The sequence below is a fragment of the Caballeronia sp. AZ1_KS37 genome (genome assembly GCF_023631165.1).
Taxonomy (GTDB): Bacteria; Pseudomonadota; Gammaproteobacteria; order Burkholderiales; family Burkholderiaceae; genus Caballeronia; species Caballeronia zhejiangensis.
The window spans coordinates 41537-67227 of sequence record NZ_JALQDP010000012.1; the positions used below are offsets into that span (position 1 = coordinate 41537).

Here is a 25691-nt window from a genome sequence, read left to right on the forward strand (position 1 = left end):
CTCCTGTGGGGAGATTTATCGATTGTTGGAGATATCGAGACGAAACTCAAAAGGGAATTCGGGTGTTCGCGCCACCGCTGGCGTCGAAAACCTGAATGGACGAGCAGACGGGAGGCGTGAAGGATCAGCGCGGTAGGCGCGCTAGCAGCGATAGTGCGCGTAGCGACGCACTAGCCGGAAACAACGAGAAGGGGAACGTGAAAAAGTTCATTCAAAAACTATAACGACTTTTGATGACCTGTGCAATGAGGCTTTCCGATTGCGCCGATTGACTTTACCTCGCGCCCGAACGCAAAACAAAAAAGCCTGCGTCCGCAAAGGAGGCAGGCTTTTTTCGATGCCGACAGACGATCAGTAACCGCCGATCGACGCGCTCACGCGCTGGCGCAGTTCCGCGCCGTCGCCGACTTGCGCGTTCTCGATGCGACGCGCGCCCTGAAAACGCTTTTCCCAATAGCCGTCTTCCATGTCGTCGACACGGATCGTGCTGCCGGTCGACGGCGAATGCACGAACTTGTTGTCGCCGATATAGATGCCGACGTGCGAGAACGAGCGGCGCATCGTATTGAAGAACACGAGGTCGCCCGGCTTCAGATCGGAGACGGTCACTTTCTCGCCGACCCGGCTCATTTCCTCGGCGCGGCGCGGCAAGGTCATGCCGAGCGTGTCCTGGAAAACGTAGCGGACAAAGCCGCTGCAATCGAGACCGGAATCCGGCGTGTTGCCGCCCCAGCGATAACGCACGCCGATCATGTTGAGCGCGCCGACGACGACGTCGCCCGCCTTGCTCGCCACGCCCGACAGAAACGACTTCGCGCCGCCCGGATTGCTGGCGGCGTCTGCGCTTGCTGCATCGCTGGATTTGCTGGAGAAAATGCCGTTGTTGGCATTTTGGCTGCTACTGCTGACTTCGTCGGCGAACGCGCCGGAAGTTGTTGTCATCAGAAGGCCGATTAACATGCTCGCGGCGGCGCGCGCACATGTCTGAGTCATCGTTAGTGGCTGCATCGGTCGGTAGGTTTTACAATTAAAAGCTGCTAAATCAGGGAGATACGTGAAAGTTTGGAGGGATACTAGCCATAAAGTATTTAACTGTCAAAAGAAATAGAAAAATACAATTGAGCCGCGCACCCAATTGGCGAAAAAGAAAGATTTTTAGGAAACTAGCGATGCTTTCAGAAGCTTTCTTGTGTATTCGTCAGAAGGGTTCGCAAAAATCTTCTCTACTTCCCCCGACTCCACGACAAAACCATTCCGCATGACCGCGACGCGATGAGCCATCGCGCCGATCACCTGAAGGTCATGGCTAATGAAAACGTAACCAAGATTGTGCTTCTTCTGAATATCGGCCAGAAGCGCAAGCACTTGAGTTTGAATGGAAACATCGAGCGCGCTGGTCGGCTCGTCCAGGATCAGGATGCTCGGTTCGAGCACGAGCGCGCGCGCGATCGCAATGCGCTGGCGCTGTCCGCCGGAGAATTCGTGCGGATAGCGATCGAGCGCCGCGCGCTCCATGCCGACTTCGCGCAGCACGGCGATCACTTTCGCCCGTCGAGCGGCGGCATCGAGTTCCGGTCGATGCAGCGCGAGCCCTTCTCCGACGATGCGCTCCACCGTCTGCCGCGGCGAGAGCGAGCTGAACGGGTCCTGAAACACCACTTGCAAGTTCGAGCGCAGCACGGTTTTTTCGCGTCCGCGAAAATCGCCGATTGCGCGCCCCTGGAACTCCACCGCGCCGTTCGAGATGCGCTGCAGGCCGAGTAGCGCCATCGCGAGCGTCGATTTCCCCGAACCCGATTCGCCGACGATGCCGAGCGTCTCGCCCTGGCGCACCGTCAGCGTGACGTCGTCGACGGCCTTGAAGCGGCCGCGCCGGAACCAGCCCGCGAAACCCGGCAGACGCGTCGGGTAATCGACGGACACATCCTTCGCATCGAGCAGCACCGGGGCGATGGGCAGCACCGGCAGCACGCTGCGCTTCGGCTTGCTCTCGATGAGCCGCTTCGTGTATGGATGCTGCGGCGACGCGAAAATGGCCTCCACCGTGCCGCTTTCGACGAGCACGCCCTTCTCCATCACCGCGACGCGCTCGGCGAAGCGCCGCACGAGATTCAGGTCGTGCGTGATGAGCAGCACCGCCATGCCGCGCTTTTCGGCTTCATCGCGCTGAAGTTCGAGCAGCAACTCGACGATCTGCGCTCGGATCGTCACATCGAGCGCGGTGGTCGGCTCGTCGGCGAGCAGAAGCCGCGGCCGGCAGGCGAGCGCCATCGCGATCATCACGCGCTGACGCTGTCCGCCCGAAAGCTGATGCGGATAACTGTCCACGCGCCTTTCCGGCTCGGTGATCCCGGTACGCGCGAGCAGCGCAATCGCGCGTTTTCTCGCCTCGCGCGGGCTCGTGCCGTCGTGCAGGCGGATCGTCTCGCCGATCTGGTCCCCGACCGTGTAGAGCGGATTGAGCGCGGTCATCGGCTCCTGAAAGATCATCGCGATGTCGGAACCGCGCAGACCTCGCATCGCGCGCTCGCTTTTCGACAGCAATTCCTCGCCGTTGAAGCGGATCGATCCGCTCACTTCGGCCTCGTGCACGAGGCGCAGCACCGACAGCGCCGTCACGCTCTTGCCCGAGCCCGATTCGCCGACGAGCGCCACACGCTCGCCCGCGCGAATGTCGAGATTGACGCCATCGACCGCGAGCGTGTCGCCGAAGCGCACGCGCAAGTCTTCGATCGAAAGTAGCGGCTCCGTCACTGCCCGCCTCCGGCTTTCACGGCATCGGAAATACGCGTATCGAGCGCGTTGCGCAAGGCGTCGCCCATGAAGGTCAGCAGGAGCAGCGTCGCGACGAGCACGCCGAACGTCGACAGCGAAATCCACCACGCGTCGAGATTGGCCTTGCCCTGCGCGAGCAACTCGCCGAGCGACGGCGTCGGCGACGGCACGCCGAGGCCGAGAAAATCGAGGCTCGTGAGCGCGAGAATCGCTCCGCTCATGCGAAACGGCAGGAACGTAATGACGGGCGTCAGGCTATTGGGCAAGACGTGCCGCCAGATGATCTGCCAGTTCGACAAACCCATCGCGCGCGCGGCGCGGACATAGTCCTGCGTGCGGTTGCGCAGAAACTCCGCGCGCACGTAATCCGACAGGCCGATCCATCCGAACAGCGACAGCAGGATGATCAAAAGAATGAGACTCGGCTCGAATATCGACGCGAAGATGATCAGCAGATAAAGCTCCGGCAACGCGCTCCAGATTTCGATCAGGCGTTGCCCGGTGATATCGATCCTGCCGCCGAAGTAGCCCTGCACCGCGCCCGCGACGACACCGAGCACGGTGCCGATCGCCGTCAGCACGAGTGCGAACAGCACCGACACGCGAAAGCCGTAGACGAGGCGCGCGAACACGTCGCGGCCGCGATCGTCGGTGCCGAGCCAGTTCTCGCGCGACGGCGGCGCCGGGTTCGAGCCCTTCGAAAAATAGTTGAGCGTGTCGTAGTAGTAGTGATTCGGCGGATAGATCGCGAAGTTGCCGGGCGCGCTGAAGCGATCGCGCACGAACGGATCGAGATAATCGGCGGGCGTCGGAAAGTCGCCGCCGAAGGTCGTCTCCGCATACGTCTTCACGAGCGGAAAGTAAAAGTGGCCCTGATAGCGCACGACGAGCGGCTTGTCGTTCGACCACAGCGGCCCCGCGAGACTGATGACGAACGCCGCGATGAACACGATCAGGCTCCAGTATCCGAGCCTGTTTCGCTTGAAGCGCAGCCATACGCGCCGTCCTGGCGGCACCGATGCCGCGCCGCGCAGCGGTTGCGCATCGCTGCCGTTGGCACCGCGCCGTGACGATTCCGGTGAAGCGGCTCGATTCAAATCAGCGCTCCAGTTGTTCGAATTGAATGCGTGGATCGACCCAGACGTAACAGAGGTCCGAGATGAGCTTCGTCGCGAGGCCGATCAGCGTGAAGAGATAAAGCGTGCCGAGCACGACCGGATAGTCGCGCCGCACGACGGATTCGTACGAGAGCAGTCCGAGGCCGTCGAGCGAAAAGAGCGTCTCGATCAGCAGGCTGCCCGTAAAGAACGCGCCGATGAACGCCGCCGGAAAACCGACGATCAGCGGCAAGAGCGCGTTGCGGAATACGTGCTTCCACAGCACGCGCCGCTCACTCAAGCCTTTGGCGCGCGCGGTCAGCACATATTGCTTGCGGATTTCGTCGAGGAACGCGTTCTTCGTGAGCATCGTGACGACGGCGAAGCTGCCCACCACCGACGCCACGACCGGCAACGTGATGTGCCACAGATAATCGAGAATCTTGCCGCCGAGCGAGAGCGTCGCCCAGTTGTCGGACGTGAGATTGCGCAGCGGAAACAGTTGCCAGAACGTGCCGCCGCCGAACAGCACGAGCAGCAGCACGCCGAGCACGAAGCCCGGAATCGCAAAGCCGACGAGCACGATGAGACTCGTCGCGACATCGAACTTCGAGCCGTTCTTCACGGCTTTGGCGATGCCGAGCGGCACCGATATCAGATACGTGATGAAGAAGGTCCACAAGCCGATGCTGATCGACACCGGCAGCTTCGACACGATCAGCGACCACACGCTCTGATGCCTGAAATAACTCTCGCCGAGATCGAAGCGCGCGAACTTGCCGAGCATCAGAAAGTAGCGTTGCAGCGGCGGTTTGTCGAAGCCGTAGAGCTTCTTCAGTTGCTCGACCTGCTGCGCATCGACGCCCGTATGCGTGCGCAGCCCGAAGCCGCCGCCGCCTTCGGACTGTCCGCGCCGCAAGTCGTGCACCGCCTGTTCGACCGGACCGCCCGGCACGAACTGGATCACGACGAACGTGAGCGTCAACACGCCGATGAGCGTCGGGATCATCAAGAGAATGCGTTTAAGGATGTAGCTCCACATGGCGCGTCCTCGTTACTTCGCCGCGTGCGCGACGGGCCCGGATTTGGCCCACCACGTCGATATGACCCACTCTTCCGCGCCGTAATACAGCGGCAGCGTCGACGGGTACGCCAGCGTATTCCGATACGCCACGCGATGCGTCGCCGAGTACCAGTGCGGCACCACATAGTAGCCGTTGATCAGCACGCGATCGAGCGCGTGCGTCGCGTCCACCAGTTGCTCGCGCGTCTGCGCGGAGATCACTTTCTGCAGGATCGCATCGACGGCCGGCGACTTCACGCCTGCGAGATTGTCGGAGCCCTGCTCGTCCGCGGACTTGCTGCCGAAGCGCGAAACCTGCTCGGTGCCCGGCACCTGCACGTCGGGCATGCGCACGCTCGTCATGTCGAAGTCGAACGCATCGAGACGTTTCTGGATCAACGCGTAATCGACGGTGCGAAAGTTCATCGTGATGCCGAGCTTCTGCAGATTGCGCCCGAACGCGGCCGCGACCGGCTCCATCGACGCGCCGCCGCCGGTGTCGTCGAGAATCTCGAAGACGAACGGCTCGCCCTTCGCGTTGCGCAGCGCGCCGTCGCGATACGTCCAGCCGGCTCGAGCGAGCAATTCGCGCGCCTTGATGAGATTGGCGCGCAGCGAGCCGGGCGGATCGGTGTCCGGCTGACGCGGCATCTCGCCGAACACGGAAGGATCGAGCTGCTTCTTCAGCGGGTTCAATATCGCGAGTTCGCCTTCGCTCGGCAATCCCTTCGCCTGCAGATCCGTGTTGACGAAAAAGCTGTCGATGCGCCTGTACTGATTGAAGAACAGTTGCCGGTTGAGCCACTCGAAATCGAGCGCGAGATCGAGCGCCTGACGCACGCGCACGTCCTTGAAGAGCGGCTTGCGCGTGTTCATGAAGAAGCCCTGCATGCCGGTGCCGTTGTGGTGCGGGAACTCGCGCTTGATGAGCTCGCCGCTGTCGAAGCGTTTGCCGATATCGCGCCGCACCCAACTGCGCGCGACGTACTCGACCAGCACGTCGTACTCGCCCGCCTTGAACGCTTCGAGGCGCGCGGTCGGATCGCCGTAAAGCTTGTAGTCGATGTGCGCGAAATTGAACGTGCCGACACGCACCGGCAGCGCCGTGCCCCAGTAATCCGGATTGCGCCGGTACGAGATCGTGCGGCCGTTGTCGTAACGATCGATCAGATACGGCCCGCTGCCGATGGGCTTCTGGAACGCGATCTTGTCGAACGGAATGCGCGTGCCGTCCGGCTTCATGCCCCACTTGCGCGAAAACACCGGAATGCCGCCCGCGAGCAGCGGCATCTCGCGCGTCGCGATCTTGAACTCGAAGCGGATCGTCTGCGGATCGACGATCACCGCGCGCGCGATCTGCCCGAAGTACACGGAGAACTGCGGCGCGGCAAGCGGACTCTTGAGCGTCTCGAACGAGAACTTCACGTCTTCCGCCGTGACCGGATCGCCGTTGGAAAAGCGCGCTTTCGGATTGATGTGGAAGGTGGTCGACATGCCATCGGGCGCGACGGAAATGTCATCGGCGAGCAGGCCGTAAGCGGTCGATACTTCGTCGGAACTGCCTGTCGTCAGACTCTCGAACATCAGCGAAAGACCGGGCGCGGGATTGCCGCGCAACGTGAACGGATTGAACTTGTCGAAGCTCGTCAGCCGGTTCGGGTTCGCGAGGACGAGCGTGCCGTCGCGCGGCGCGTCGGGATTCACGTAATCGAAGTGCTTGAAACCGGCCGGGTATTTCGGCTCGCCGTATTGCGCGATGGCATGCACCGCGTAAGCCGGACTCGCGAGCCATGCAGCCGATGCGGCCAGCGACCAGGTCAGGACCAAGCGTGAGGCGCTGCATAAACGGATCGTCATGTGCCTCTGGGCGCGATTTGAGTGTGTGACGCGATGGAGTGACCCGGCCGGAAACCCGAAGCGCGAGCCGCGGGAATCTTAAGGCGAGGCATTGCGATGTGAGAGAATTCTACCCAAAATCACGCACCGCTCGGCCTGCGACCCAAGGGTTGTCGACTGGCCGATCGCGCCACGCACGACCCCGCGCGGCATCGGACAACCGGTGCGCGCCGCGACACTGACATCAAAGAAGGAGCATTCATGGGCTTTCTCGCTGGAAAACGAATTCTGCTGACGGGCCTGCTGTCCAACCGCTCGATCGCTTACGGCATCGCCGCGGCCTGCAAGCGCGAAGGCGCGGAACTGGCGTTCACGTATGTCGGCGAGCGCTTCAAGGAGCGCATCACCGAGTTCGCGACCGAGTTCGGCAGCGACATGGTCTATCCGTGCGACGTCGCCGACGACGCGCAAATCGATGCGCTGTTCGCGTCGCTGAAAGAACGCTGGGACTCGCTCGACGGCCTCGTGCACTCCATCGGCTTCGCGCCGCGCGAGGCGATCGCGGGCGATTTCCTCGACGGCATGACGCGCGAGAACTTCCGCGTTGCGCACGACATCTCCGCCTACAGCTTCCCCGCGCTCGCGAAAGCCGCGCTGCCGATGCTGAAAGACGGCTCGTCGCTGCTCACGCTGTCGTATCTCGGCGCCGAGCGCGCGCTGCCGAACTACAACACGATGGGCCTCGCGAAGGCATCGCTCGAGGCGAGCGTGCGTTACATGGCGGCGTCGCAGTCGCTCGGCGCCAAGGGCGTGCGCGTCAACGCCATCTCGGCCGGCCCGATCAAGACGCTCGCGGCGAGCGGCATCAAGAGCTTCGGCAAGATTCTGAACTTCGTCGAACAGAATGCGCCGCTCAAGCGCAATGTGACGATCGAGCAAGTGGGCAATGTCGCCGCGTTCCTGCTGTCGGATCTGTCGAGCGGCATGAGCGCGGAAGTCGTCCACGTCGATGCCGGATTCCATGCGGTCGTCGGCGGAATGGGCGGCGACGCGGAATAAGCGCCCGTTCGCAGCTTCAAAATGAAGCGCCGCTCACTTCAGGTGAGCGGCGCTTTTTATTTGCCGCGATGACCGCGCCCTGCGCTCAACGATAGCCGTGCGGGCCGCCATGTCCGTTGCCGTGCCCGTTGCCATGTCCGTAACCGTGCCCCGGCGGCGGACCATGCGGGCGCGGCGGAGGCGGCGGACGGCCGTGCCCGTAATGACGATAGTAGTCGTTGCGGCTCCAATAGCGTCGGCCGTCCCAGTACCGGCTGCCATGCCAGCCGATGACGACCGGCGGCGCGTACATCGGCGCGGGCTGATAGACGACGGGCGGCGGAGGCGGTGCATAGACCGGCGTCGGCGCGACGTAGACCGGCGCCGGAATGCCGATATTCACGCCGACATGAACATCCGCCGCGCGCGCGATGCCCGTCGCGCTCAGCGCCGCCATGGTCAGCACACCGGCCACGATTCGTCCCGAGAACTTCTTTTTCATATGCAACCGGACCTCGCTTTGTACTTGTTCGCTTGCGCCCAAATATAACGAAAACCTTTCGACGCAATATTTCAGCTTTGTAAGTTATTGCCTGCTCGCGCTTTACGTCTGGAGAAACCTTACCTTTTGTTACATCGCGCGGGTGAGAATTCGCGGCGTTGTTGTTTTACTGGGAATTCGCCCTTCCACGTTCAAGCGGCAACAAAAAAGCCACCCGTGACGAACGAGTGGCTTTCGGCGACGGACGCCGGGCGGCGCGGGACGATCAACGCCAGCCGTTGTGACGGCCGTGGTCATGGCCGTCGTGATCGTGGCCGCGGCCATGATCGTAGTGGCGATAGTAATCGTCGCGATCCCAGTAGCGACGGCCATCCCAGTAACGATCGCCATGCCAGCCGACCACGATGGCCGGCTGCACGTAGACCGGCGCCGGAGGCGGCGCGTACACGACGGGCGGCGGAGGCGGCGCATAGACCGGCTCGGGCGCGACGTACACGGGCGCGGGCACCCCGATGTTCACGCCCACGGACACACCCGCATTGGCCGCGCCGGACACCATCAGACCGCCGAACATCACGGCGCCAGCCAGCACGGAAGCCTTCGATACCTTGTTCATGTAAAGCCCCACCCCGATGGGTTGTTTGTTGTGTTGACCGGACTATATCGGACGGATGCCGCATCGAGTGTTCGACTTCGTAACCTGCTATTACCGAGGAAAAACTTACGAAAAGTAAGCTCGTGCAGATGGAAAAACGGCGGCCCTCGCATCGCGAAGATCGCCGTTCGTGAGAGGCGCAGCGAAGATCAGTTCGGCAGTTCCTGGCCTTTGGTTTCCGGCGCGAGCGGGATCACCGCGAGACCGATGAGAAACGCAATCGCGGTAATGGCAATCGGCACGCCGAGCGTCTTCATGTTGAGCACCATCGCGCCGATGCCGAAGTTCACGATCGCGCCGAAGAAGCGCCCGACCGACGTGCAGAACGCGAAGGCCGTCGCACGCACGCGGGTTTCGAACTGCTCGGGCAGCCACAGCGAGAAGAGCGCGAAGTTGCCGCCGAAAAAGCCCAGCACGACGAGCAGCGCGATGAACGGCACCAGCCCGTTCGGCAGATAGAACGCCCAGCCGAACGCGAGCGCGATCGACGCTGCCATGCCGACGAAATACACCGCGAGCGTCTTTCTGCGGCCGATCTTTTCGGCCATCGGCGGCAGCGCGAGACAGCCGACGATCGTGCCGATCGAAAGCAACCCCGTCGCGATCGACGCCATGCGCGCGGCATCGTGCTTGTCCATGCCCGCCTTCGTCGCGAGCTGAACGACCGCCGACGGTTCATACACCGCGCCCGCCCACAAGCCGATGATCGCCACCGTCAGCAGCACGGCCGCGACGATCGTCCGCTTGCGATATTGCGCATTGAAGATCGCCTTCAGCGAACTCTCGTGCTTGACGTGCGGATGAGCGGTTTCGGCGCGTTCCCACTTGTCGGTTTCCTTCACGCGCAGGAGCACCATGATCGACACGACGACCGGAAACAGGCCGACGAGAAACATCGCGCGCCAGCCGAACGTCGCGCCGATCGTGTAATTGAGCGCGGCGGCGAGGAAGAAGCCCGCGTAGTAGCCGGTCTGCAGATAACCCGCGCCCATCTTCCGGCGATCTTCCGGCCACGCTTCCGCGACATACGTGCCCGCGAGCGCCCATTCACCGCCGATCCCCACGCCCGCGCAAAACCGATAGAAGCCGAGCTCCCACACGTTATGCGCGGTCGCCGCGAGGCCGGTGAAGATCGCGAACGTGAAGATGGTCGCCGCGAGCACTTTCGTGCGTCCGAAACGGTCGGCGAGCGGTCCCCAGATGAACGACAGTCCCCATCCGACGAGAAAGAGCGCGAAGAGAATTGAGCCCGCAAGCCCGATGTTCGCCGGCGTCGCCGCATAGCCCGAACGCGGCAGCAATTCGGTGAGCGCCGGCGCGAGCACGAGCGCGTAGATGAACGAATCCATTCCGTCGAGCGTCCAGCCGGCCCACGCACCCCAGAAACCGGTGATCTGCGACCGGTTGAGCGGTGTCTTCGTGGCGCGCGTGGCGCTTATCTGTCGATCCAGCGTGCTGGGCATGGCCATGTCTCCAAAGGAATTAGCGACGCGCCGGTTAAAAATGTTTGTTATGGCGTCTAGGGAAAGCACCGAAGTACCGTGTGCGTTTTTATATATAATATTTGAACATCGAGACACGACAAGTCCGCACTTTCACCTAGCCATGCCGACAGATCTCTCAGCCGGATCGACTCCGGCCTCATTTCGCGACGCGCAGTTCGAACCGCGCCAGAGCACGTCGCGCTTCATCGCGGATGCGCTGCGCGCCGCCATCGTCGATGGCTCGCTGTTGCCGGGCGAGCCGCTGCGGCAGGACGCGATCGCCCGGCAGTTTTCGGTCAGCGCCATTCCGGTGCGAGAAGCGTTCCGCCAGCTCGAAAGCGAAGGCTGGGTGACAATCGAGCCGAATCGCGGCGCGGCCGTCAGTCTGCAGTCGGCCGACGAGGCGCGCGAGATCTACGAGATTCGCGCATCGCTCGAAAGTCTCGCGATCGGCATTGCGATCGCGCATCACACGCCCGAAACGCTTGCCGACGCGAAACGCCTGCTCGAAGCCGCCGAGAACGAGCCCGATCCGACGCTCTACGTCGTGCGCAACGAGCAGTTCCACATGGCGCTCTACGCGCCCGCCGACCGTCCTCGGCTGATGGAGCTGATCGGCCAGATGCATCGGCGCGGCGAACGCTATTTGCGGCTGAAGCTCGGTCTGCCGATCCACAAGGATTCATCCGATGCCGAGCACCGCGCGATCTTCGATGCCCTCGCCGCGCGCGATATCGAACAGGCGCAGACGCTCGTCGCGCGCCATCTGCTCGCGACGGGCGACCTGCTCTACCGCTTTCTCGCCGATGCCCAGGCGCTCGCGCAATCGAGCCACGTCAAGAAGAAGAAACGCCGCGCATCTTCCCGATCGAATTCCGTCAAGGCCGACCAATGAACGACGTCATCGCTGAAACCCGCAACTGGAACACGCGCGCGCAGGAAAAGGCGCGGCGTCTTAAGCTGATCGAGCCGTGGATGAACGGCTCCGTGCTCGATGCCGCGCACATCGTCGATGCGTTGAGTGCGCTCATCGTCACCGGCGACCGTGTCGCGCTCGAAGGCAACAATCAGAAGCAGGCGGACTTTCTCTCGCGCGCATTCGCGAAGCTCGATCCGGACCGCGTGCACGACATCCATCTGCTGATCTCGAGCATCAGCCGTCCCGAGCATCTCGCGCTCTTCGAGCAAGGCATCGCGCACAAGGTCGATTTCGCGTTCGCCGGGCCGCAAAGCCTGCGCGTCGCGCAACTGCTCGAAGACGGCATGCTGGAGATCGGCGCGATCTATACGTACATCGAACTGTATGCGCGCATGTTCATCGACTTGACGCCGCAGGTCGCGCTCGTGTGCGCGGTGCAGGCGGACCGGCATGGCAATCTGTACACGGGCGCCAACACCGAGGACACGCCGACGATCGTCGAAGCCACCGCGTTCCGGCATGGCATCGTGGTCGCGCAGGTGAACGAATTCGTCGACGAACTGCCGCGCGTCGATATTCCCGGCTCGTGGGTCGATGTCGTCGTCGAGGCCGATCGTCCGTTCGCCGTAGAGCCGCTTTTCACGCGCGATCCGCGTCACATCGGCGAATTGCAGATTCTCATGGCGATGATGACGATCCGCGGCATCTACGAGCGCTATGGCGTCAAGGCGCTCAATCACGGCATCGGCTTCGATACGGCCGCGATCGAACTGCTGTTGCCGACATACGGCGAGAAGCTCGGCCTCAAAGGAAAGATCTGCACGAACTGGGCGCTCAATCCGCATCCGACGCTGATTCCCGCGATCGAATCCGGCTGGGTGGACAGCGTGCATTGCTTCGGCAGCGAAGTCGGCATGGAGGACTACATCGCGGCGCGCTCCGATGTGTTCTTCACCGGCCGCGACGGCAGCCTGCGCTCGAATCGCGTGTTCTGCCAGCTCGCGGGGCAATACGGTGTCGATCTCTTCATCGGCTCGACCTTGCAGATGGACGCCGACGCGAATTCGTCGACGGTCACGCTCGGGCGGCTCGCGGGCTTCGGCGGCGCGCCGAACATGGGACACGATCCGCGCGGCCGGCGTCATTCGAGCGAAGCGTGGCTGAAGCTCCTGAAGGACGACGGCCCGAATCCGAAGATCGCGCGCGGGCACAAGCTCGTCGTGCAGACGGCCGAGACGTACAAGAAAGGCGGCGAGCCGACCATCGTCGATGCGCTCGACGCGATTGCCGTCGGCGAGAAAAGCGGCATGCCGATCTCGCCCGTGATGATCTACGGCGACGATGTCACGCACGTCGTGACGGAAGAAGGCATCGCGTATCTGCACGCGGCCGAAGGCGTCGACGAGCGCCGCGCCGCGCTCGCGGCGGTCGCGGGCGTGACGCCGATCGGCATGCGCGCCGATCCCGCGAAGACGGCGGAATTGAGACGGCGCGGCATCGTCGCGTATCCGGAAGATCTGGGCGTGCGGCGCGGCGAAGCCAAGCGCTCGCTGCTCGCGGCGCGCAGCATCGACGATCTCGTCGCGTGGTCGGGCGGCTTATACGCGCCGCCCGCGCGCTTCCGGAGCTGGTGATGAAGCCGGCTCTTCGCGAACTTGCGCGCGCGGTCGCGTCGCCGCCGCTCATCGCGCAATGCGCCGTCGATGCGCTGATCGCCGAGGCGCGTCTCACGCCGAAGCCCGCGCTCGTCGATGAACGTGGCAGCGGCGCGCATCGCGATCTCGATCTGGACACGATGCTGCGTTCCGCTCGCGCCCTGCATCCGACGTTTCTCGCGATCGCGCGCGCGGCGTCGCACGCGGAGCCGTCGCAGATCTTGCGCGAGCAACTGGCGCGCATCGGCCGCGAAGGCGAATCCGCGATGATGCGCGCAACCGAAGGCAGCAACGCGCATCGCGGCGCGATCTGGATCATCGGTTTGCTGTGCGCGGGCGCGGCGATGCAAGCGCCCGACGACAGCGGCGCGATCTGCTTCTCGGCGGCGAAGATCGCCCGTTTCGACGATCGCTACGCGCCGCTAACGGCAACGAAGAGCCACGGTGCGCGCGTCAGCGAACGCTACCGCGTGGCGGGCGCACGCGGCGAAGCGCGCGATGGTTTTCCTCACGCGCGGCTCGTCGGCCTGCCCGCGCTGGACGCCGCGCGCGCAAGCGGACTCGACGAATCCGACGCGCGGCTCGATGCGCTCGTCGCGATCATCGCGTCGCTCGACGATACGTGTCTTCTGCATCGCGGCGGAATGCCCGCGCTCGAAGCAGCGCAACGCGGCGCGAGCGATGTGATCGCTTGCGGCGGAGCGGCGAGCGTCGCGGGCCGTCGCGCGCTCGAGGCGCTTCACGAAGAACTGATGAAGCTGAACGCATCGCCCGGCGGCGCGGCCGACCTGCTCGCGGCGACACTCTTTCTCGACAGTCTCAGGCGCTTGCCCTGAAGAGGAACGAACGATGGAAAACATGCGATACGAATATCCGGCCAAACGGCCCGTCACGCGCCGCGCGCACGTGGGCGTCGTCGGCTCGGGCGATCTCGAAGTGCTGCTTTCGCCGTCACAAAACGCGAACGCGGAAGTGGTGATCCGCACGAGCGTCGATGGCTACGGCCATGTCTGGAAAAGCGTGCTCGACCGCTTCTTCCAGCGCTACGACGGCGCGGCGAAAATCGAACTGAACGATTTCGGCGCGACGCCCGGCGTCGTCATGCTGCGACTCAACGAAGCCGTCGAAGCAAGCGAAAGCGAAGGAGACACGCCATGAACGCGCACGACACGTTTCTCGCGCGGCACAGCTTCATCGAAATGACGGCGCGCGAACGCGCGCACGCGCTGCTCGACCAAGGCACGTTCCGCGAACTGCTCGGCCCGTTCGACCGCATCGAATCGCCGTGGCTCGCGATGCAGAACATCGTCTGCCAGGCGGATGACGGCGCGGTCATCGCACGCGGCATGCTCGGCGGCGAACCGGCGGTGATCGCCGCGATCGAGCCGGCGTTTCAGGGCGGCAGCATCGGCGAAGTATCCGGCGCGAAGATCGCCGCCACGCTCGAAATGGCCTTGAGCGAATTCGAAGCCGGGCGCGCGATCCGTCCCGTCGTGCTGTTCGAAACCGGCGGCGTGCGCCTGCAGGAAGCGAATCTCGGGCTCGCGGCCATCGCCGAAATTCAGGCGGCGATCGTCGCGCTGCGGGCTCATGTGCCTGTCGTCGGGGTGATCGGCGGGATGGTCGGCTGCTTCGGCGGCATGTCGCTCGCGGCCGCGCTCTGTACCGAGCTGGTGATGACGCGGCAGGCGCGCCTCGGCATGAACGGGCCGGAGGTGATCGAGCAGGAAGCGGGCATCGAGGAACTCGATTCGGGCGACCGGCGCCTCATCTGGTCGATGATCGGCGGCGAGGAACGCGTCGCGGTCGGTCTTGCGGACACGCTCGTCGAAGACGATACCGAGCAGGTGCGCGACGCCGTGCTCGCGGCGTTCAGGCGCGGCGTGCCGCCGCGGCATCGCACGGAGAACGTGGATGGCTTCATCGCGCGGCTCGCCGACGTCAACCCCGACGCCATCGATCCCGACACCTTGCGCAAACTGTGGGGCGCATCATGACCGGCATACTTTCCCGCGGCGAGCGCTGGCTCGACGCGCTGACTTCTGCGTCGACGCAATCGGAGCGCGGGCCGATCCGCGTGCGCGAAGGCGCTCTCGATGGCGAACGCGCGAGCTTCTTTGCCGTCGTGCCCGATCCGCAGAACCGCTTTCCGCGCGCGACCGATAACGTCGTCGGCCTCGAACAGGGCTGGCTGCTCGCACGCGCCGTGCGCGAAACGATCGACGCCGATCGCGATGCCGGGGTGAAGCGCGCCATCGTCGCCGTCGTCGATGTGAAGAGCCAGGCGTACGGACGTCGCGAAGAACTGCTCGGCATTCATCTCGCGTGCGCCGCCGCCGTCGATGCCTACGCGAGCGCGCGGCTCGCGGGCCATCCGGTGATCGCGCTGATCGTCGGACCGGCGATGTCGGGCGCGTATCTCGCGCACGGCTATCAGGCGAATCGCATCGTCGCGCTCGACGCGCCCGGCACGGCCGTCCACGCGATGGGCAAGGAAGCTGCGGCGCGCGTTACGCGGCGCAGCGTCGAAAGCCTCGACGCGCTCGGCGACGCGGTCCTGCCGATGTCGTACAAGATGAGCGCCTACGCGAAGCTCGGCTTGCTGCACGAGCTGATCGAAGGCGTCGACGCCGACGCGCCCTCTTCCGCCGACATCGAGCGCGTGAAGGCATCGCTCGCGGCGGCGGTGAAGGATGCGCGCAACGGTCCGCGCGATCTGTCGAACCGGCTCGCTTCCGCCGATGCGAAACGCACGCGCGCCGCATCGATCGAGGTGCGCAGGCGCATGCGCGAGCAGTGGAGCGTTTGATGGACCGCGTGATGGAGCGCGCGCCGCGTCCGCACGATTTGCTGCGGATCGCGCCCGGGACGGCCGCCTTTGACAACGCGCCGGCGTGGGTCGCCGCGTCGCTCGCGCGCGCGCCGTTCGTCGTCGTGCGGCGCGCACCGCGCATCGGCGCTGCGATTCCCGTCGGCGTGCGCGGAATGGCGCGCGGCGAACGCTTCGGCGCGTGGATCGAGACGCGTCACATCGACGCGATGCTCACGCCCGAAGCGCTGCGCACGCGCGCGCCGGATCCGGCGCGTCGCGACCTGCCCGCGTTCGCGTTGTTGCGCGCGGTCGCGCCGATCATCGACGGATGCGGTCTCGAATGGGGCCCGGCCGGCAGCGCGGGCTTCGAGCTCGCGTGCGCGATGCCGGCGATCACGCGCGACAGCGACCTCGATATCGTCGTGCGCGCGCCGACGCCCTTGCCCCGCGAAGACGCATCGGCGCTCTTCGATGCGCTCTCGCAAGCGGCGCAGAAGGAAGACACGCGCATCGACGTGCAGATCGAAACATGCGACGCGGCTTTCTCGCTCGCGGAGTTCGCGCGCGTCGGACTACGCGTCATGCTGCGGCACGCCGACGGCCCGCGCCTCGTCGCGAATCCGTGGGCAGCGGCATGATCGCCTATCTCTTTCCCGGACAGGGCGCGCAAGCGCCGGGCTTTCTGCATCGGCTCGGCGGCGGCGAGCCGCATCCGGCGATCGTCCGCACGCTCGACGAAGCATCCGATGTGCTCGGCGCGGACGTCCGCGATCTCGACAGCGCCGACGCGCTCAAATCGACCGTCGCCGTGCAGATTTCGCTCGTCGTCGCGGGCGTGGCCGCGGCGCGCGCGCTCGCGGAGGAAGGCGTCGAGCCGGAAGCCGTCGCGGGCTTGTCGGTCGGGGCGTTCGGCGCGGCGGTCGTGTGCGGCGCGATTCGCTTCGACGATGCGCTCGAACTGGTGCGCCTGCGCGCCAGGCTGATGGAAGACGCGTATCCGAGCGGCTACGGCATGCTCGCCGTGCTCGGGCTCAACGAAAGGGAGATCGCCCGCGCGATCGCCGATTGCGGCGCCGACGCCTACATCGGCAATCTGAACGCGCCGCGTCAAATCGTCCTTTCGGGCAGCGACGCCGCGCTCGCGCAAGTCCGCGACATCGCCCTGTCGCGCGGCGCGCGGCGCGCCGAACGGCTGTGCGTGAGCGTGCCCTCGCATTGCGTGCTGCTGGAAAGCGCCGCGCAACGGCTCGGCGAAGCGGCGAGCAAGGTGCGGATCGAGGCGCCGCGCATCGCCTACATCGGCAATCGCGGCGCGCGCGTGCTGCGTCGCGCCGACGCCATTCGCGAAGACCTCGCCACCAATCTGCGCTATCCGGTGCGCTGGCACGAATCGACGATCGCGCTCGCCGAACTCGGCGCGAAGGTGTTCGTCGAGATGCCGCCGGGACAGACGCTCACGCAGCTTGCCGCCGAAGCCTTGCCGGACGCGGCTTCGATCGCGATGGACGCCGCACCCGCCGCATCCGTCGCCGCACGCGTGCGCGCCGCCTGCAGGCGCACGACCGATTGATTCGCGTTCCGTGCGCGACTGATGCACGGTTTCCGCTGGCGTTTTCATCTTTTTTGCCGACAAAATCGGAATTTTCGAATAGCTTACGAATCGACTGTCATTAGCATTTCGCTGCGTTCGCGCACTCTGCGCAGAACGACGATCACAACAACATTCGAAAGGTAAAACTATGATGATCTTCCGCATCGCGCTGGCGGCCTCCGCTGTGTTCACACTTGCGTCGTGCAGCAGCATGAGCAGCATGGATCCGAACCAATTGATGCAATCCGGGCAAATGGCGACTCAGGCGCTGTCGCTGAGCGACTCCGATGTCCGCACGCTGTCCGACAAGTCCTGTGCCGAACTCGACAAGGAAAACAAAGTCGCGGCAGCCAACAGCCCGTACACCCAGCGCTTGAACAAGATTTCGAAGCAGCTCGGCGACAACATCAACGGCGTGCCGGTCAATTACAAGGTCTATCTGACGAAGGACGTCAACGCGTGGGCGATGGCGAACGGCTGCGTGCGCGTTTACAGCGGCCTCATGGACCTGATGAACGATGACGAAGTGCGCGGTGTCGTCGGGCACGAAATGGGGCACGTCGCGCTCGGCCATACGAAGAAAGCGATGCAGGTGGCGTACGCGACGTCGGCGGCGCGCACGGTGGCTTCGGCGGCGGGCGGTATGGTCGGAAGCCTGTCGGCGTCGCAGCTCGGCGATCTGTCGGAAAAATTCGTCAACGCGCAGTTCTCGCAAACGCAGGAATCGGCCGCTGACGATTACTCCTTCGATACGCAGAAGAAGAAGGGCTACGACCCGAAAGGACTGGTCACGGCGTTCCAGAAGCTCGCGACCATCGATGGCGGCAAGTCGAGCATGCTGAGTTCGCATCCGTCGTCGCCGGCGCGCGCGAAGCATATCGAGGACCGGATCGCGTCAGGGAAGTAAGGATGTGACTGAGCGCGAGCGGCGACGCTCGCGTTCTCTTCGGCGACGATTCAGAAGGATGACGAAGCGATGCACTTCGTCGCAATGCACTTCGTCGCAATGCACTTCGTCGCAATGCACTTCGTCGCAATGCACTTCGTCGCAATGCACTTCGCCGCAATGCACTTCGCCGACTAACGCGGCAAAAAGAAAAAGCCCCGCAAGTTTTTAACCTTGCGGGGCCTTTCTACGACAACTGGCGGAGACGGAGGGATTCGAACCCTCGATCCAGTTTTTAGCCAGATGCTCCCTTAGCAGGGGAGTGCCTTCGACCTCTCGGCCACGTCTCCCAAACTTTTCGCCGCACCGGGAGTGCAGTGCAACGAGATCGAGATAATAGCGTGTTCGCAGGCCGGGGTCAAATTCACACGACGATTTTTTTCGAAACGGCCAATATGGAATCGCGCGTTCAGCGAACCGCAACGATGTGAAGGCCCGCGAGCCTTCACATCTCCGTCACACGCTTACACGCTTACGCGCGATCCAGCTCGAACGCCTTGTGCAGCGCGCGCACGGCGAGTTCGGTGTACTTCTCGTCGATCAGCACCGAGATCTTGATTTCGGACGTCGAGATCATCTGGATGTTGATGCCCTCTTCCGACAGCGTGCGGAACATCGTGCTCGCAATACCCACGTGCGAGCGCATGCCGACGCCCACCACCGACACCTTCGACACCTTCGGGTCGCCCAGCACGGTTTCGGCCTGGACGTGGCCCTTCACCTGGTTGTTCAGGATTTCGAGCGCGCGCTGATAGTCGCCGCGGCCGACCGTGAACGTGAAGTCGGTCTTGCCGTTCACGCTCTGGTTCTGAATGATCATGTCGATGTCGATGTTCGCATCGGCGACCGGGCCGAGAATCTGATACGCGACGCCCGGCTTGTCAGGCACGCCCATGACCGCGATGCGCGCTTCGTCGCGCTGGAACGCGATGCCAGAAATCACTGCTTTTTCCATGTTCTCGTCTTCTTCAAAAGTAATCAGGGTGCCGGAGTGCATTTCGGCTTCGAGCGGCATCAGCGGGTCGGTCAGGCTGGAGAGCACACGCGTCTTCACCTGATACTTGCCGGCGAATTCCACCGAGCGGATTTGCAGCACTTTCGAGCCGAGGCTCGCCATCTCCAGCATTTCCTCGAAGGTCACGCGGTCCAGCCGGCGCGCTTCTTCCACCACGCGCGGATCGGTCGTGTAGACGCCGTCGACGTCGGTGTAGATCAGGCATTCGTCCGCTTTCATCGCCGCCGCGATCGCAACCGCCGACGTGTCCGAGCCGCCGCGTCCGAGCGTCGCGATATGGCCTTCCGGATCGACGCCCTGAAAGCCCGTGATGACCACGACCTTGCCCGCGTCGAGGTCCTTCAGCACGCGTTCGCCGTCGATTTCGCTGATACGCGCCTTCGTGAACGCGCTGTCCGTCTTGATCGGCACTTGCCAGCCGGCATAACTCACGGCGTCGAGGCCTTCCGCGTGCAGCGCGATGGCCAGCAAGCCCACGCTGACCTGCTCGCCGGTGGAGGCAATCATGTCGAGTTCGCGCGGGTCCGGATCGGCCTTGATGTCTTTCGCGAGACCGAGCAGGCGATTGGTTTCGCCGGACATCGCCGAGGGCACGACGACCATCTTGTGGCCGGCCTTATGCCATTTGGCGACGCGCTTGGCGACGTTCTTGATGCGCTCGACCGAGCCCATCGAAGTGCCGCCGTATTTGTGTACGATGAGTGCCATTGTCGTTCTTGAACTGGAGAGAAAACCGCGCTTCACGCGCTTTGACGCGAGAACGCTCGAGACTCGCGCTCGATCGCTTCAGGGGATGTCGAAGCCGGCTACGATACGCGGGCGCTGCCGCACGCCCTTCGCACGCTCGCGCCATTGATAAGCGACGCGAGCGGATGCGTCGTTGCGGGCGAAATCGAGTCTTTTGAACGCAGATGCCGCGCAAAAACGCGCTTGGGCGAAAACGAGTTACCGTACCCGATCGAGGCTGAAATTACAAGATGAGGCACCGGTGACGGCGATTTTACCGGCTTCGGCGCAACGTTTGCCCAAAGCGCCTCACACGAGCAGCAAATCCGGCCGCCACGAAATGCGCCGCAGCGGTCCGTGCGCGGCGCTCGGCGCGGCCTCGCGGTTCACGCCGACATGCGGCACGAACAGCAGCGCCTCGCCGATGAAAAGCAGCGGCACATCGCGCTTCCAGGCCGGCACGCCGCGCTCCTGAAAGAGGTTCTTGAGCGTGCGGCTCGGCGCTTCGGCCGCGACGCGCATGCGCTCGCCGCCCGCACGCGAACGCGCAACGAGCGGCGCGGCGCGCAACACGCCCTCCCCGACGACATCGTCGGCGGAAGAATCAGCGGGCTCGAACACGAACGAGCCGCGCCATTGCGGCAGACGCCACACCTCTTCGCCCTGCCATAGCAGTTCCGCCGCGACTTTGAGCGCGGCCGCGCCTTCATCGAGATCGGGCGCATCGGCGCTGTCGCCGGCTTCCCAGAACAGCAGATTGCGATACACGCGCAAGCTGTGCCCCGCATGATCGACGCGCAGCGCGTGGCCATCGCGCGCGGCGGCGGCATCGCGCAACTGACGCAACATGTCGGCGATGCGCGCCGTCGATGCCGCCATCAAACCGCGCGAGCGGATCCAGAAACGCATGAGATTGATCGCGCGCTCGTCGTCGAGTGCGAGAAACGCGTCGAGCACGAGCGCGCCCTCTTCGTCGGCGCTCTGAACGTGTCCGAGATCGATGCGCGCAAGCTGATCCAAAAGCCGCTGCGCCGACGCGGCATGCGATGCCGTGCGCGCGAGGGCATCGCGAAAGCCGGGAAAATGCACCGCGAGCATCGGCAGCACGTCATGGCGCAGCGCGTTGCGCGAATAGCGCGTGTCGGCGTTGGATTCGTCGTCGATCCAGCTCAGGTCGCGCTCGTGCGCGTATTGCTCCAGTTGCGCGCGCAGCAGGCGCAGCAGCGGACGCACACGCGGCGCGGCGCCGTCCGCACGTTGCGGCGCCATCGCCGCGAGGCCCGCGACGCCCGCGCCGCGCAGCAGTTGCAGCAGCACGGTTTCGGCCTGATCGTCGGCATGATGCGCAATGAGCAGCGCCGCCGCGCCATGCTGATCGCAGAGCTCGTCGAGCGCGCGATAACGCGCGTCGCGCGCCGTGGCTTCGAGGCTCTCGCCGCCGGTCCGCGCGACATCGACATGACGCGCGTCATACCGCACGCCGAGCGACGCCGCAAAGCGCTCGCAATGCGCGGCCCACGCGTTGGCGTTCGGACTCAGACCGTGATGAACATGCAGCGCGATCACACGTCGCGCGCCGAAGCAACTCACGGCCGCGTCGAGCAGCACGGTGGAGTCGAGCCCGCCGCTCAATGCGACCGCGAGAAGTGAATCCGGGGAAAGGTCCGCGTCCGAAACCGCCGCGCGCACCGCCTGTAACACGAGGCGGCCGGCCGGGGTTTCGTTATCGGATGTCACGAGAGTTCGTGATGGATGAGATGACGAAGATGACGGGAACGGATTACGCGCCCGGCAGCGATTCCTTGAACTTGCCGTACGCCATCAGCTTTTCGAAGCGGCGCTCGCGCAAGTCGTTGACGCTCATGCCCTGGAACTGACGCAGCGAATCGGCGAGTGCGCGGCGCAGGAGCGCGGCCATGCCCTTCGCGTCGCGATGCGCGCCGCCGAGCGGTTCGTTCACGATCTTGTCGATGAGACCGAGCGCCTTAAGACGATGCGCCGTGAGGCCGAGCGCTTCGGCCGCTTCCGGCGCCTTCGCCGCGCTCTTCCACAGGATCGACGCACAGCCTTCCGGCGAAATGACCGAGTACGTGGAGAACTGCAGCATCATCACGGTATCGGCGACGGCGATCGCCAGCGCGCCGCCCGAGCCGCCTTCACCGATGATCGTCGTGATGATCGGCGTCTTGAGCTCCGCCATCACATAGAGATTGCGGCCGATGGCTTCCGACTGGCCGCGCTCTTCCGCGCCGATGCCCGGGTACGCGCCCGGCGTATCGACGAACGTGAAAATGGGCAAGCTGAACTTCTCGGCGGTACGCATCAGGCGCTCCGCCTTGCGATAGCCTTCCGGACGCGGCATGCCGAAGTTGCGCAGCGCGCGTTCCTTCGTGTCGCGGCCCTTCTGATGGCCGATCACCATGCACGGCTGGCCATTGAAGCGCGCGAAGCCGCCGACGATCGCGAGGTCGTCCGCGAATGCGCGGTCGCCATGCAATTCATGAAAATCGGTGAAAAGCTCGCTGACGTAATCGAGCGTGTACGGACGCTGCGGGTGACGCGCAATCTGCGAAACCTGCCACGGCGACAGGTTTGCGTAGAGATCCTTCGTGAGCTGCTGGCTCTTCTTCGACAGCCGCTCGATTTCTTCCGAAATATCGACAGCGGAATCGTCCTGAACGAAGCGGAGTTCTTCGATCTTCGCTTCGAGTTCAGCGATCGGCTGCTCGAAATCCAGAAACGTGGTCTTCATATGTTCGAGTCCTGGGAACATCGGGCAGCGCGTATTCTAACCGCGTCCGCCCCTCAAAAATTCGCGCGTGAACTATCGATTATAAAGCAACGATAGCGCGCGCTTTTCGCGTGGTTATTTTAGTGATCTGACGGAATCGGATTGAGGCTGCGCCACATGTACCACGTCGCGACCGTGCGCCACGGCTCCCAGTTCGCCGCCACTTCGCGCGCCTCGCTGCGCGTCACCGGCTCGCCGCTGAAGTAGTTGACGCTGATCGCCTGAATCAGGCCGAGATCGTCGAGCGGCAGGACGTCCGGGCGCGACAGATTGAAGATGAGGAACATCTCCGCCGTCCATCGGCCGATGCCGCGAATCTGCGTGAGCTCGGCGATGACGGCTTCGTCGTCCATCGACGTCCATGCGTCGACGTGCAGCGCGCCCGATTCGAAATGCTGCGCGAGATCGAGAATGTACTCGGCCTTGCGTTTGGATAAGCCGCACGCCTGCAGTTTCTCGTGACCGAGCTTGATGAAGTGCGCCGGATGAACCTCGGGACATGCGCCCTTCACCCGTTCCCAGATCGCCTGCGCGGCCTTCACCGAAATCTGCTGGCCGGCAACGGAACGCGCGAGCGTGGAGAACGGATCGCCGAGATTGACGAGATGAATCTCGCCGAACTTCGGAATCAGCTTCTTGAGTATGCGGTCGCGTCGCATCAAATCTGCGCACGCGCGGTCCCAGTAGTCGGGACGAACGGCTTCGCGCGTGAGTCCGCCGATTTGCACGGGCACCGCGGCATCCGATGTGACGACGCGCGACTTGCGCACCACTTCGCCGCGTTCGGCGACCAGCGCCTGAGCGCGCGCGCCATCGCCTGCGACCGCGCGGCCGTTGCCCTTCGCGGGCGACGCTTCGGCTTCTTCCGTGCCCGCTTTCGATGCGCGCGCAGCGCCGTTCAGGCGCGTTGCCGTCTCCGGCTTCGCGGCCTTGAGCGCAACGCTGCGCGCCGGCTTCGCCGTCTTGCCGGCCGCCCCACCTGCGCCATCGATCTTCTGCGTGTTCACTTTCGTTTGTGCGCTGCTCGCGCGCTTCGTTGCGCCCGACGCATCGCTGACAGACGCGGGTCGCTTGACCGGCGTCTTCCTGGCCGTTGCCATCTTGCCTCCTGCCTGGTGAGTCGATCAGAGGGTTCGAAGGGCCGCGCTCAAACGCGGCGCCATTCGGTCGACCCACCCGGTTTGTCTTCAAGCGCAATACCGGCTTCGAGCAATGCAGCGCGAATCCGGTCTGCTTCGGCATAGTTCTTCGCCTGCTTCGCGGCGATGCGCTCGGCGATCTTCGCTTCGATCTCTTGCGGCGAGAGTCCCTCGCTCGAGCCTGCGCCGCTCGCCCGCTGCAGGAACGCACGCGGCTCGCGCTGAAGCAGTCCGAGCACGCCCGCAAGACCCTTGAGCTGACGAGCGAGCGCGGCATCGCGCGTACGATTCACTTCGCTCGCGAGATCGAACAACACCGACACGGCCACCGGCGTGTTGAAGTCGTCGTTCATCGCAGACTGGAAACGCTGCGCGTTCGCCTCGCTCCAGTCAAGTTGCTGATTGTCCGGCTCGACATCCTTCATCGCCGTATATAGGCGCGTCAACGCGTTCTTTGCGTCGTCGATATGCACGTCGCTGTAATTCAGCGGCGACCGATAGTGTGCCCGCGCAATAAAGAAGCGCACGACTTCAGCATCAAATTTTTCAAGAACTTCGCGGATCGTGAAAAAGTTGCCGAGCGACTTCGACATCTTTTCACTGTCGATCTGCACGAAGCCGTTGTGCATCCAGTAGTTCACGAACTGCTTTCCGGTTGCGCCTTCGCTTTGCGCGATCTCGTTCTCGTGATGCGGGAACTGGAGATCCATGCCGCCACCGTGGATGTCGAACTGTTCGCCGAGCAACGTGCAGCCCATCGCGGAACATTCGATGTGCCAGCCGGGACGCCCGCGGCCCCACTTCGAGTTCCAGCCTGTGTCTTCCGGCTCGCCCGCCTTCGATTGCTTCCACAGCACGAAGTCGAGCGGATCTTCCTTGGCGTCGTTGGCCGTGACGCGCTCGCCGGCGCGCAAGTCTTCGATCGACTTGCCGGACAGCTTGCCGTAGTCGGCGAACTTGCGCACCGAGTAATTCACGTCGCCGTCTTTGGCCTGATATGCATAACCGTTGGCGTGCAACGCATCGATCATGCCGAGCATCTGCGGCACGAACTCGGTCGCGCGCGGCTCGATGTCCGCACGCGCGACGCCGAGCGCGTCCATGTCCTCATACATCGCCTCGATGAAACGCTGCGTGAGCGACTTGATCGATTCGTTGTTCTCCACCGCGCGGCGAATGATCTTGTCGTCGATGTCGGTGATGTTGCGGACGTAAGTCACCTTGTAGCCGGTCTCGCGCAGCCATCGCTGAACGATGTCGAACACCACGAACATGCGCGCGTGCCCGACGTGACAGTAGTCATACACGGTGATTCCGCAGACATACATGCGTACCTCGCCGGCGCGAAGCGGCGTGAAGGTTTGCTTGTCACGCGCGAGCGTGTTGTAGATGCGCAGCGAGTTCATAGAAGGCGAAGCATGGGCCGGAATCAACCGTGTGCCGGGCAGCGAGCGCCGTGAGCGATACGCGCGGGAGCGAAGAGACCCACACGCGAGCGCGAACACGACGGTCATGCGACCAGGACGGAGACGGCCACGAGTGGCGAAAGACAGTCTGGAGTCGGCGCGAGATGCTCGCCTGGAGATCCAGGCGCAAGACTCGTGCGCGGGACGTGCAGACCTTTTGTTAGAATGGGTCGGAGTATAA

The 25691-nt window shown here is 63.9% G+C and carries 23 protein-coding genes and 1 tRNA gene; 10 read left to right on the plus strand and 14 right to left on the minus strand.

The annotated features are described in order from the left end of the window. Positions 1 to 351: 351 nt before the first annotated feature. The 5 genes from NCS00_RS09095 to NCS00_RS09115 form a co-directional block, all read right to left on the minus strand. Complete coding sequence (locus tag NCS00_RS09095) at positions 352 to 1008, minus strand: C40 family peptidase (RefSeq protein ID WP_008341795.1); 657 nt, start codon at positions 1006 to 1008, stop codon at positions 352 to 354. A gap of 147 nt (positions 1009 to 1155) precedes the next feature. Further along, positions 1156 to 2754 (minus strand): ABC transporter ATP-binding protein, encoded by a 1599-nt coding sequence (locus tag NCS00_RS09100; RefSeq protein WP_250439943.1) that lies wholly within the window; start codon positions 2752 to 2754, stop codon positions 1156 to 1158. After that, positions 2751 to 3872 (minus strand): ABC transporter permease, encoded by a 1122-nt coding sequence (locus tag NCS00_RS09105; RefSeq protein ID WP_008341799.1) that lies wholly within the window; start codon positions 3870 to 3872, stop codon positions 2751 to 2753. Before NCS00_RS09105 ends, NCS00_RS09100 begins: the two co-directional genes overlap by 4 nt. A 1-nt stretch (position 3873) precedes the next feature. Beyond that, positions 3874 to 4914, minus strand: coding sequence for a microcin C ABC transporter permease YejB (locus NCS00_RS09110; protein WP_008341800.1), 1041 nt, complete (start codon positions 4912 to 4914; stop codon positions 3874 to 3876). A gap of 12 nt (positions 4915 to 4926) precedes the next feature. Further along, on the minus strand, positions 4927 to 6792 hold the full coding sequence (locus NCS00_RS09115; RefSeq protein ID WP_244807412.1) for an extracellular solute-binding protein: 1866 nt from the start codon (positions 6790 to 6792) through the stop codon (positions 4927 to 4929). Between the two features lie 240 nt (positions 6793 to 7032). Here NCS00_RS09115 and fabI point away from each other — a divergent pair, with 240 nt between their 5' ends. Next, positions 7033 to 7830, plus strand: a complete 798-nt coding sequence (gene fabI / locus NCS00_RS09120) for an enoyl-ACP reductase FabI (RefSeq protein ID WP_008341802.1) — start codon at positions 7033 to 7035, stop codon at positions 7828 to 7830. Between the two features lie 85 nt (positions 7831 to 7915). On the opposite strand, the gene NCS00_RS09125 is transcribed toward fabI, so the two are convergent. The 3 genes from NCS00_RS09125 to NCS00_RS09135 all read right to left on the minus strand — a co-directional run bounded on the left by NCS00_RS09125 (position 7916) and on the right by NCS00_RS09135 (position 10429). Beyond that, on the minus strand, positions 7916 to 8311 hold the full coding sequence (locus NCS00_RS09125) for a hypothetical protein (protein WP_008341803.1): 396 nt from the start codon (positions 8309 to 8311) through the stop codon (positions 7916 to 7918). A gap of 265 nt (positions 8312 to 8576) precedes the next feature. Then, positions 8577 to 8927, minus strand: coding sequence for a hypothetical protein (locus NCS00_RS09130; RefSeq protein ID WP_008341804.1), 351 nt, complete (start codon positions 8925 to 8927; stop codon positions 8577 to 8579). A gap of 188 nt (positions 8928 to 9115) precedes the next feature. Next, the gene (locus NCS00_RS09135; RefSeq protein WP_244807413.1) at positions 9116 to 10429 is read right to left on the minus strand and encodes an MFS transporter; all 1314 of its coding nucleotides are present in this window, start codon (positions 10427 to 10429) and stop codon (positions 9116 to 9118) included. Between the two features lie 142 nt (positions 10430 to 10571). Between NCS00_RS09135 and NCS00_RS09140 the strand changes: the two genes are divergently transcribed. From NCS00_RS09140 to loiP, 9 genes are all read left to right on the plus strand, one after another. Beyond that, a complete protein-coding gene (locus NCS00_RS09140) occupies positions 10572 to 11345 on the plus strand; it encodes a GntR family transcriptional regulator (RefSeq protein WP_244808122.1) in 774 nt (257 codons plus the stop codon). Beyond that, on the plus strand, positions 11342 to 13003 hold the full coding sequence (gene mdcA, locus NCS00_RS09145) for a malonate decarboxylase subunit alpha (RefSeq protein WP_250439944.1): 1662 nt from the start codon (positions 11342 to 11344) through the stop codon (positions 13001 to 13003). Before NCS00_RS09140 ends, mdcA begins: the two co-directional genes overlap by 4 nt. Further along, positions 13003 to 13860, plus strand: coding sequence for a triphosphoribosyl-dephospho-CoA synthase (locus tag NCS00_RS09150; protein WP_244807415.1), 858 nt, complete (start codon positions 13003 to 13005; stop codon positions 13858 to 13860). The genes mdcA and NCS00_RS09150 overlap by 1 nt, the downstream gene beginning before the upstream one ends. 13 nt (positions 13861 to 13873) lie before the next feature. Next, a complete protein-coding gene (locus NCS00_RS09155; RefSeq protein WP_244807416.1) occupies positions 13874 to 14182 on the plus strand; it encodes a malonate decarboxylase subunit delta in 309 nt (102 codons plus the stop codon). Further along, positions 14179 to 15021 (plus strand): biotin-independent malonate decarboxylase subunit beta, encoded by an 843-nt coding sequence (locus NCS00_RS09160; protein ID WP_244807417.1) that lies wholly within the window; start codon positions 14179 to 14181, stop codon positions 15019 to 15021. The genes NCS00_RS09155 and NCS00_RS09160 overlap by 4 nt, the downstream gene beginning before the upstream one ends. Then, a complete protein-coding gene (gene mdcE, locus NCS00_RS09165; protein WP_250439945.1) occupies positions 15018 to 15833 on the plus strand; it encodes a biotin-independent malonate decarboxylase subunit gamma in 816 nt (271 codons plus the stop codon). Before NCS00_RS09160 ends, mdcE begins: the two co-directional genes overlap by 4 nt. Further along, the gene (locus NCS00_RS09170) at positions 15833 to 16474 is read left to right on the plus strand and encodes a malonate decarboxylase holo-ACP synthase (RefSeq protein ID WP_244807419.1); all 642 of its coding nucleotides are present in this window, start codon (positions 15833 to 15835) and stop codon (positions 16472 to 16474) included. Before mdcE ends, NCS00_RS09170 begins: the two co-directional genes overlap by 1 nt. Then, positions 16471 to 17406: a malonate decarboxylase subunit epsilon gene (mdcH, locus tag NCS00_RS09175; RefSeq protein WP_244807420.1), complete on the plus strand. Its 936-nt coding sequence runs from the start codon at positions 16471 to 16473 to the stop codon at positions 17404 to 17406. Before NCS00_RS09170 ends, mdcH begins: the two co-directional genes overlap by 4 nt. 169 nt (positions 17407 to 17575) lie before the next feature. Next, a complete protein-coding gene (gene loiP, locus NCS00_RS09180) occupies positions 17576 to 18334 on the plus strand; it encodes a metalloprotease LoiP (protein WP_033535773.1) in 759 nt (252 codons plus the stop codon). A gap of 236 nt (positions 18335 to 18570) precedes the next feature. Here the strand turns inward: loiP and NCS00_RS09185 are convergent. From NCS00_RS09185 to cysS, 6 genes are all read right to left on the minus strand, one after another. Beyond that, a tRNA-Ser gene (locus tag NCS00_RS09185) sits at positions 18571 to 18663 on the minus strand. Between the two features lie 182 nt (positions 18664 to 18845). After that, complete coding sequence (locus NCS00_RS09190) at positions 18846 to 20096, minus strand: aspartate kinase (RefSeq protein ID WP_175982697.1); 1251 nt, start codon at positions 20094 to 20096, stop codon at positions 18846 to 18848. A gap of 327 nt (positions 20097 to 20423) precedes the next feature. Then, positions 20424 to 21851 (minus strand): tRNA lysidine(34) synthetase TilS, encoded by a 1428-nt coding sequence (gene tilS, locus NCS00_RS09195; protein ID WP_250434896.1) that lies wholly within the window; start codon positions 21849 to 21851, stop codon positions 20424 to 20426. 43 nt (positions 21852 to 21894) lie between these two features. Then, the gene (locus tag NCS00_RS09200; protein ID WP_008341830.1) at positions 21895 to 22866 is read right to left on the minus strand and encodes an acetyl-CoA carboxylase carboxyltransferase subunit alpha; all 972 of its coding nucleotides are present in this window, start codon (positions 22864 to 22866) and stop codon (positions 21895 to 21897) included. Between the two features lie 119 nt (positions 22867 to 22985). Next, positions 22986 to 24005 (minus strand): DNA-3-methyladenine glycosylase family protein, encoded by a 1020-nt coding sequence (locus tag NCS00_RS09205; RefSeq protein ID WP_250439946.1) that lies wholly within the window; start codon positions 24003 to 24005, stop codon positions 22986 to 22988. A 47-nt stretch (positions 24006 to 24052) separates the two neighbouring features. Then, positions 24053 to 25450: a cysteine--tRNA ligase gene (gene cysS, locus NCS00_RS09210; protein WP_250439947.1), complete on the minus strand. Its 1398-nt coding sequence runs from the start codon at positions 25448 to 25450 to the stop codon at positions 24053 to 24055. Positions 25451 to 25691: the final 241 nt, after the last annotated feature.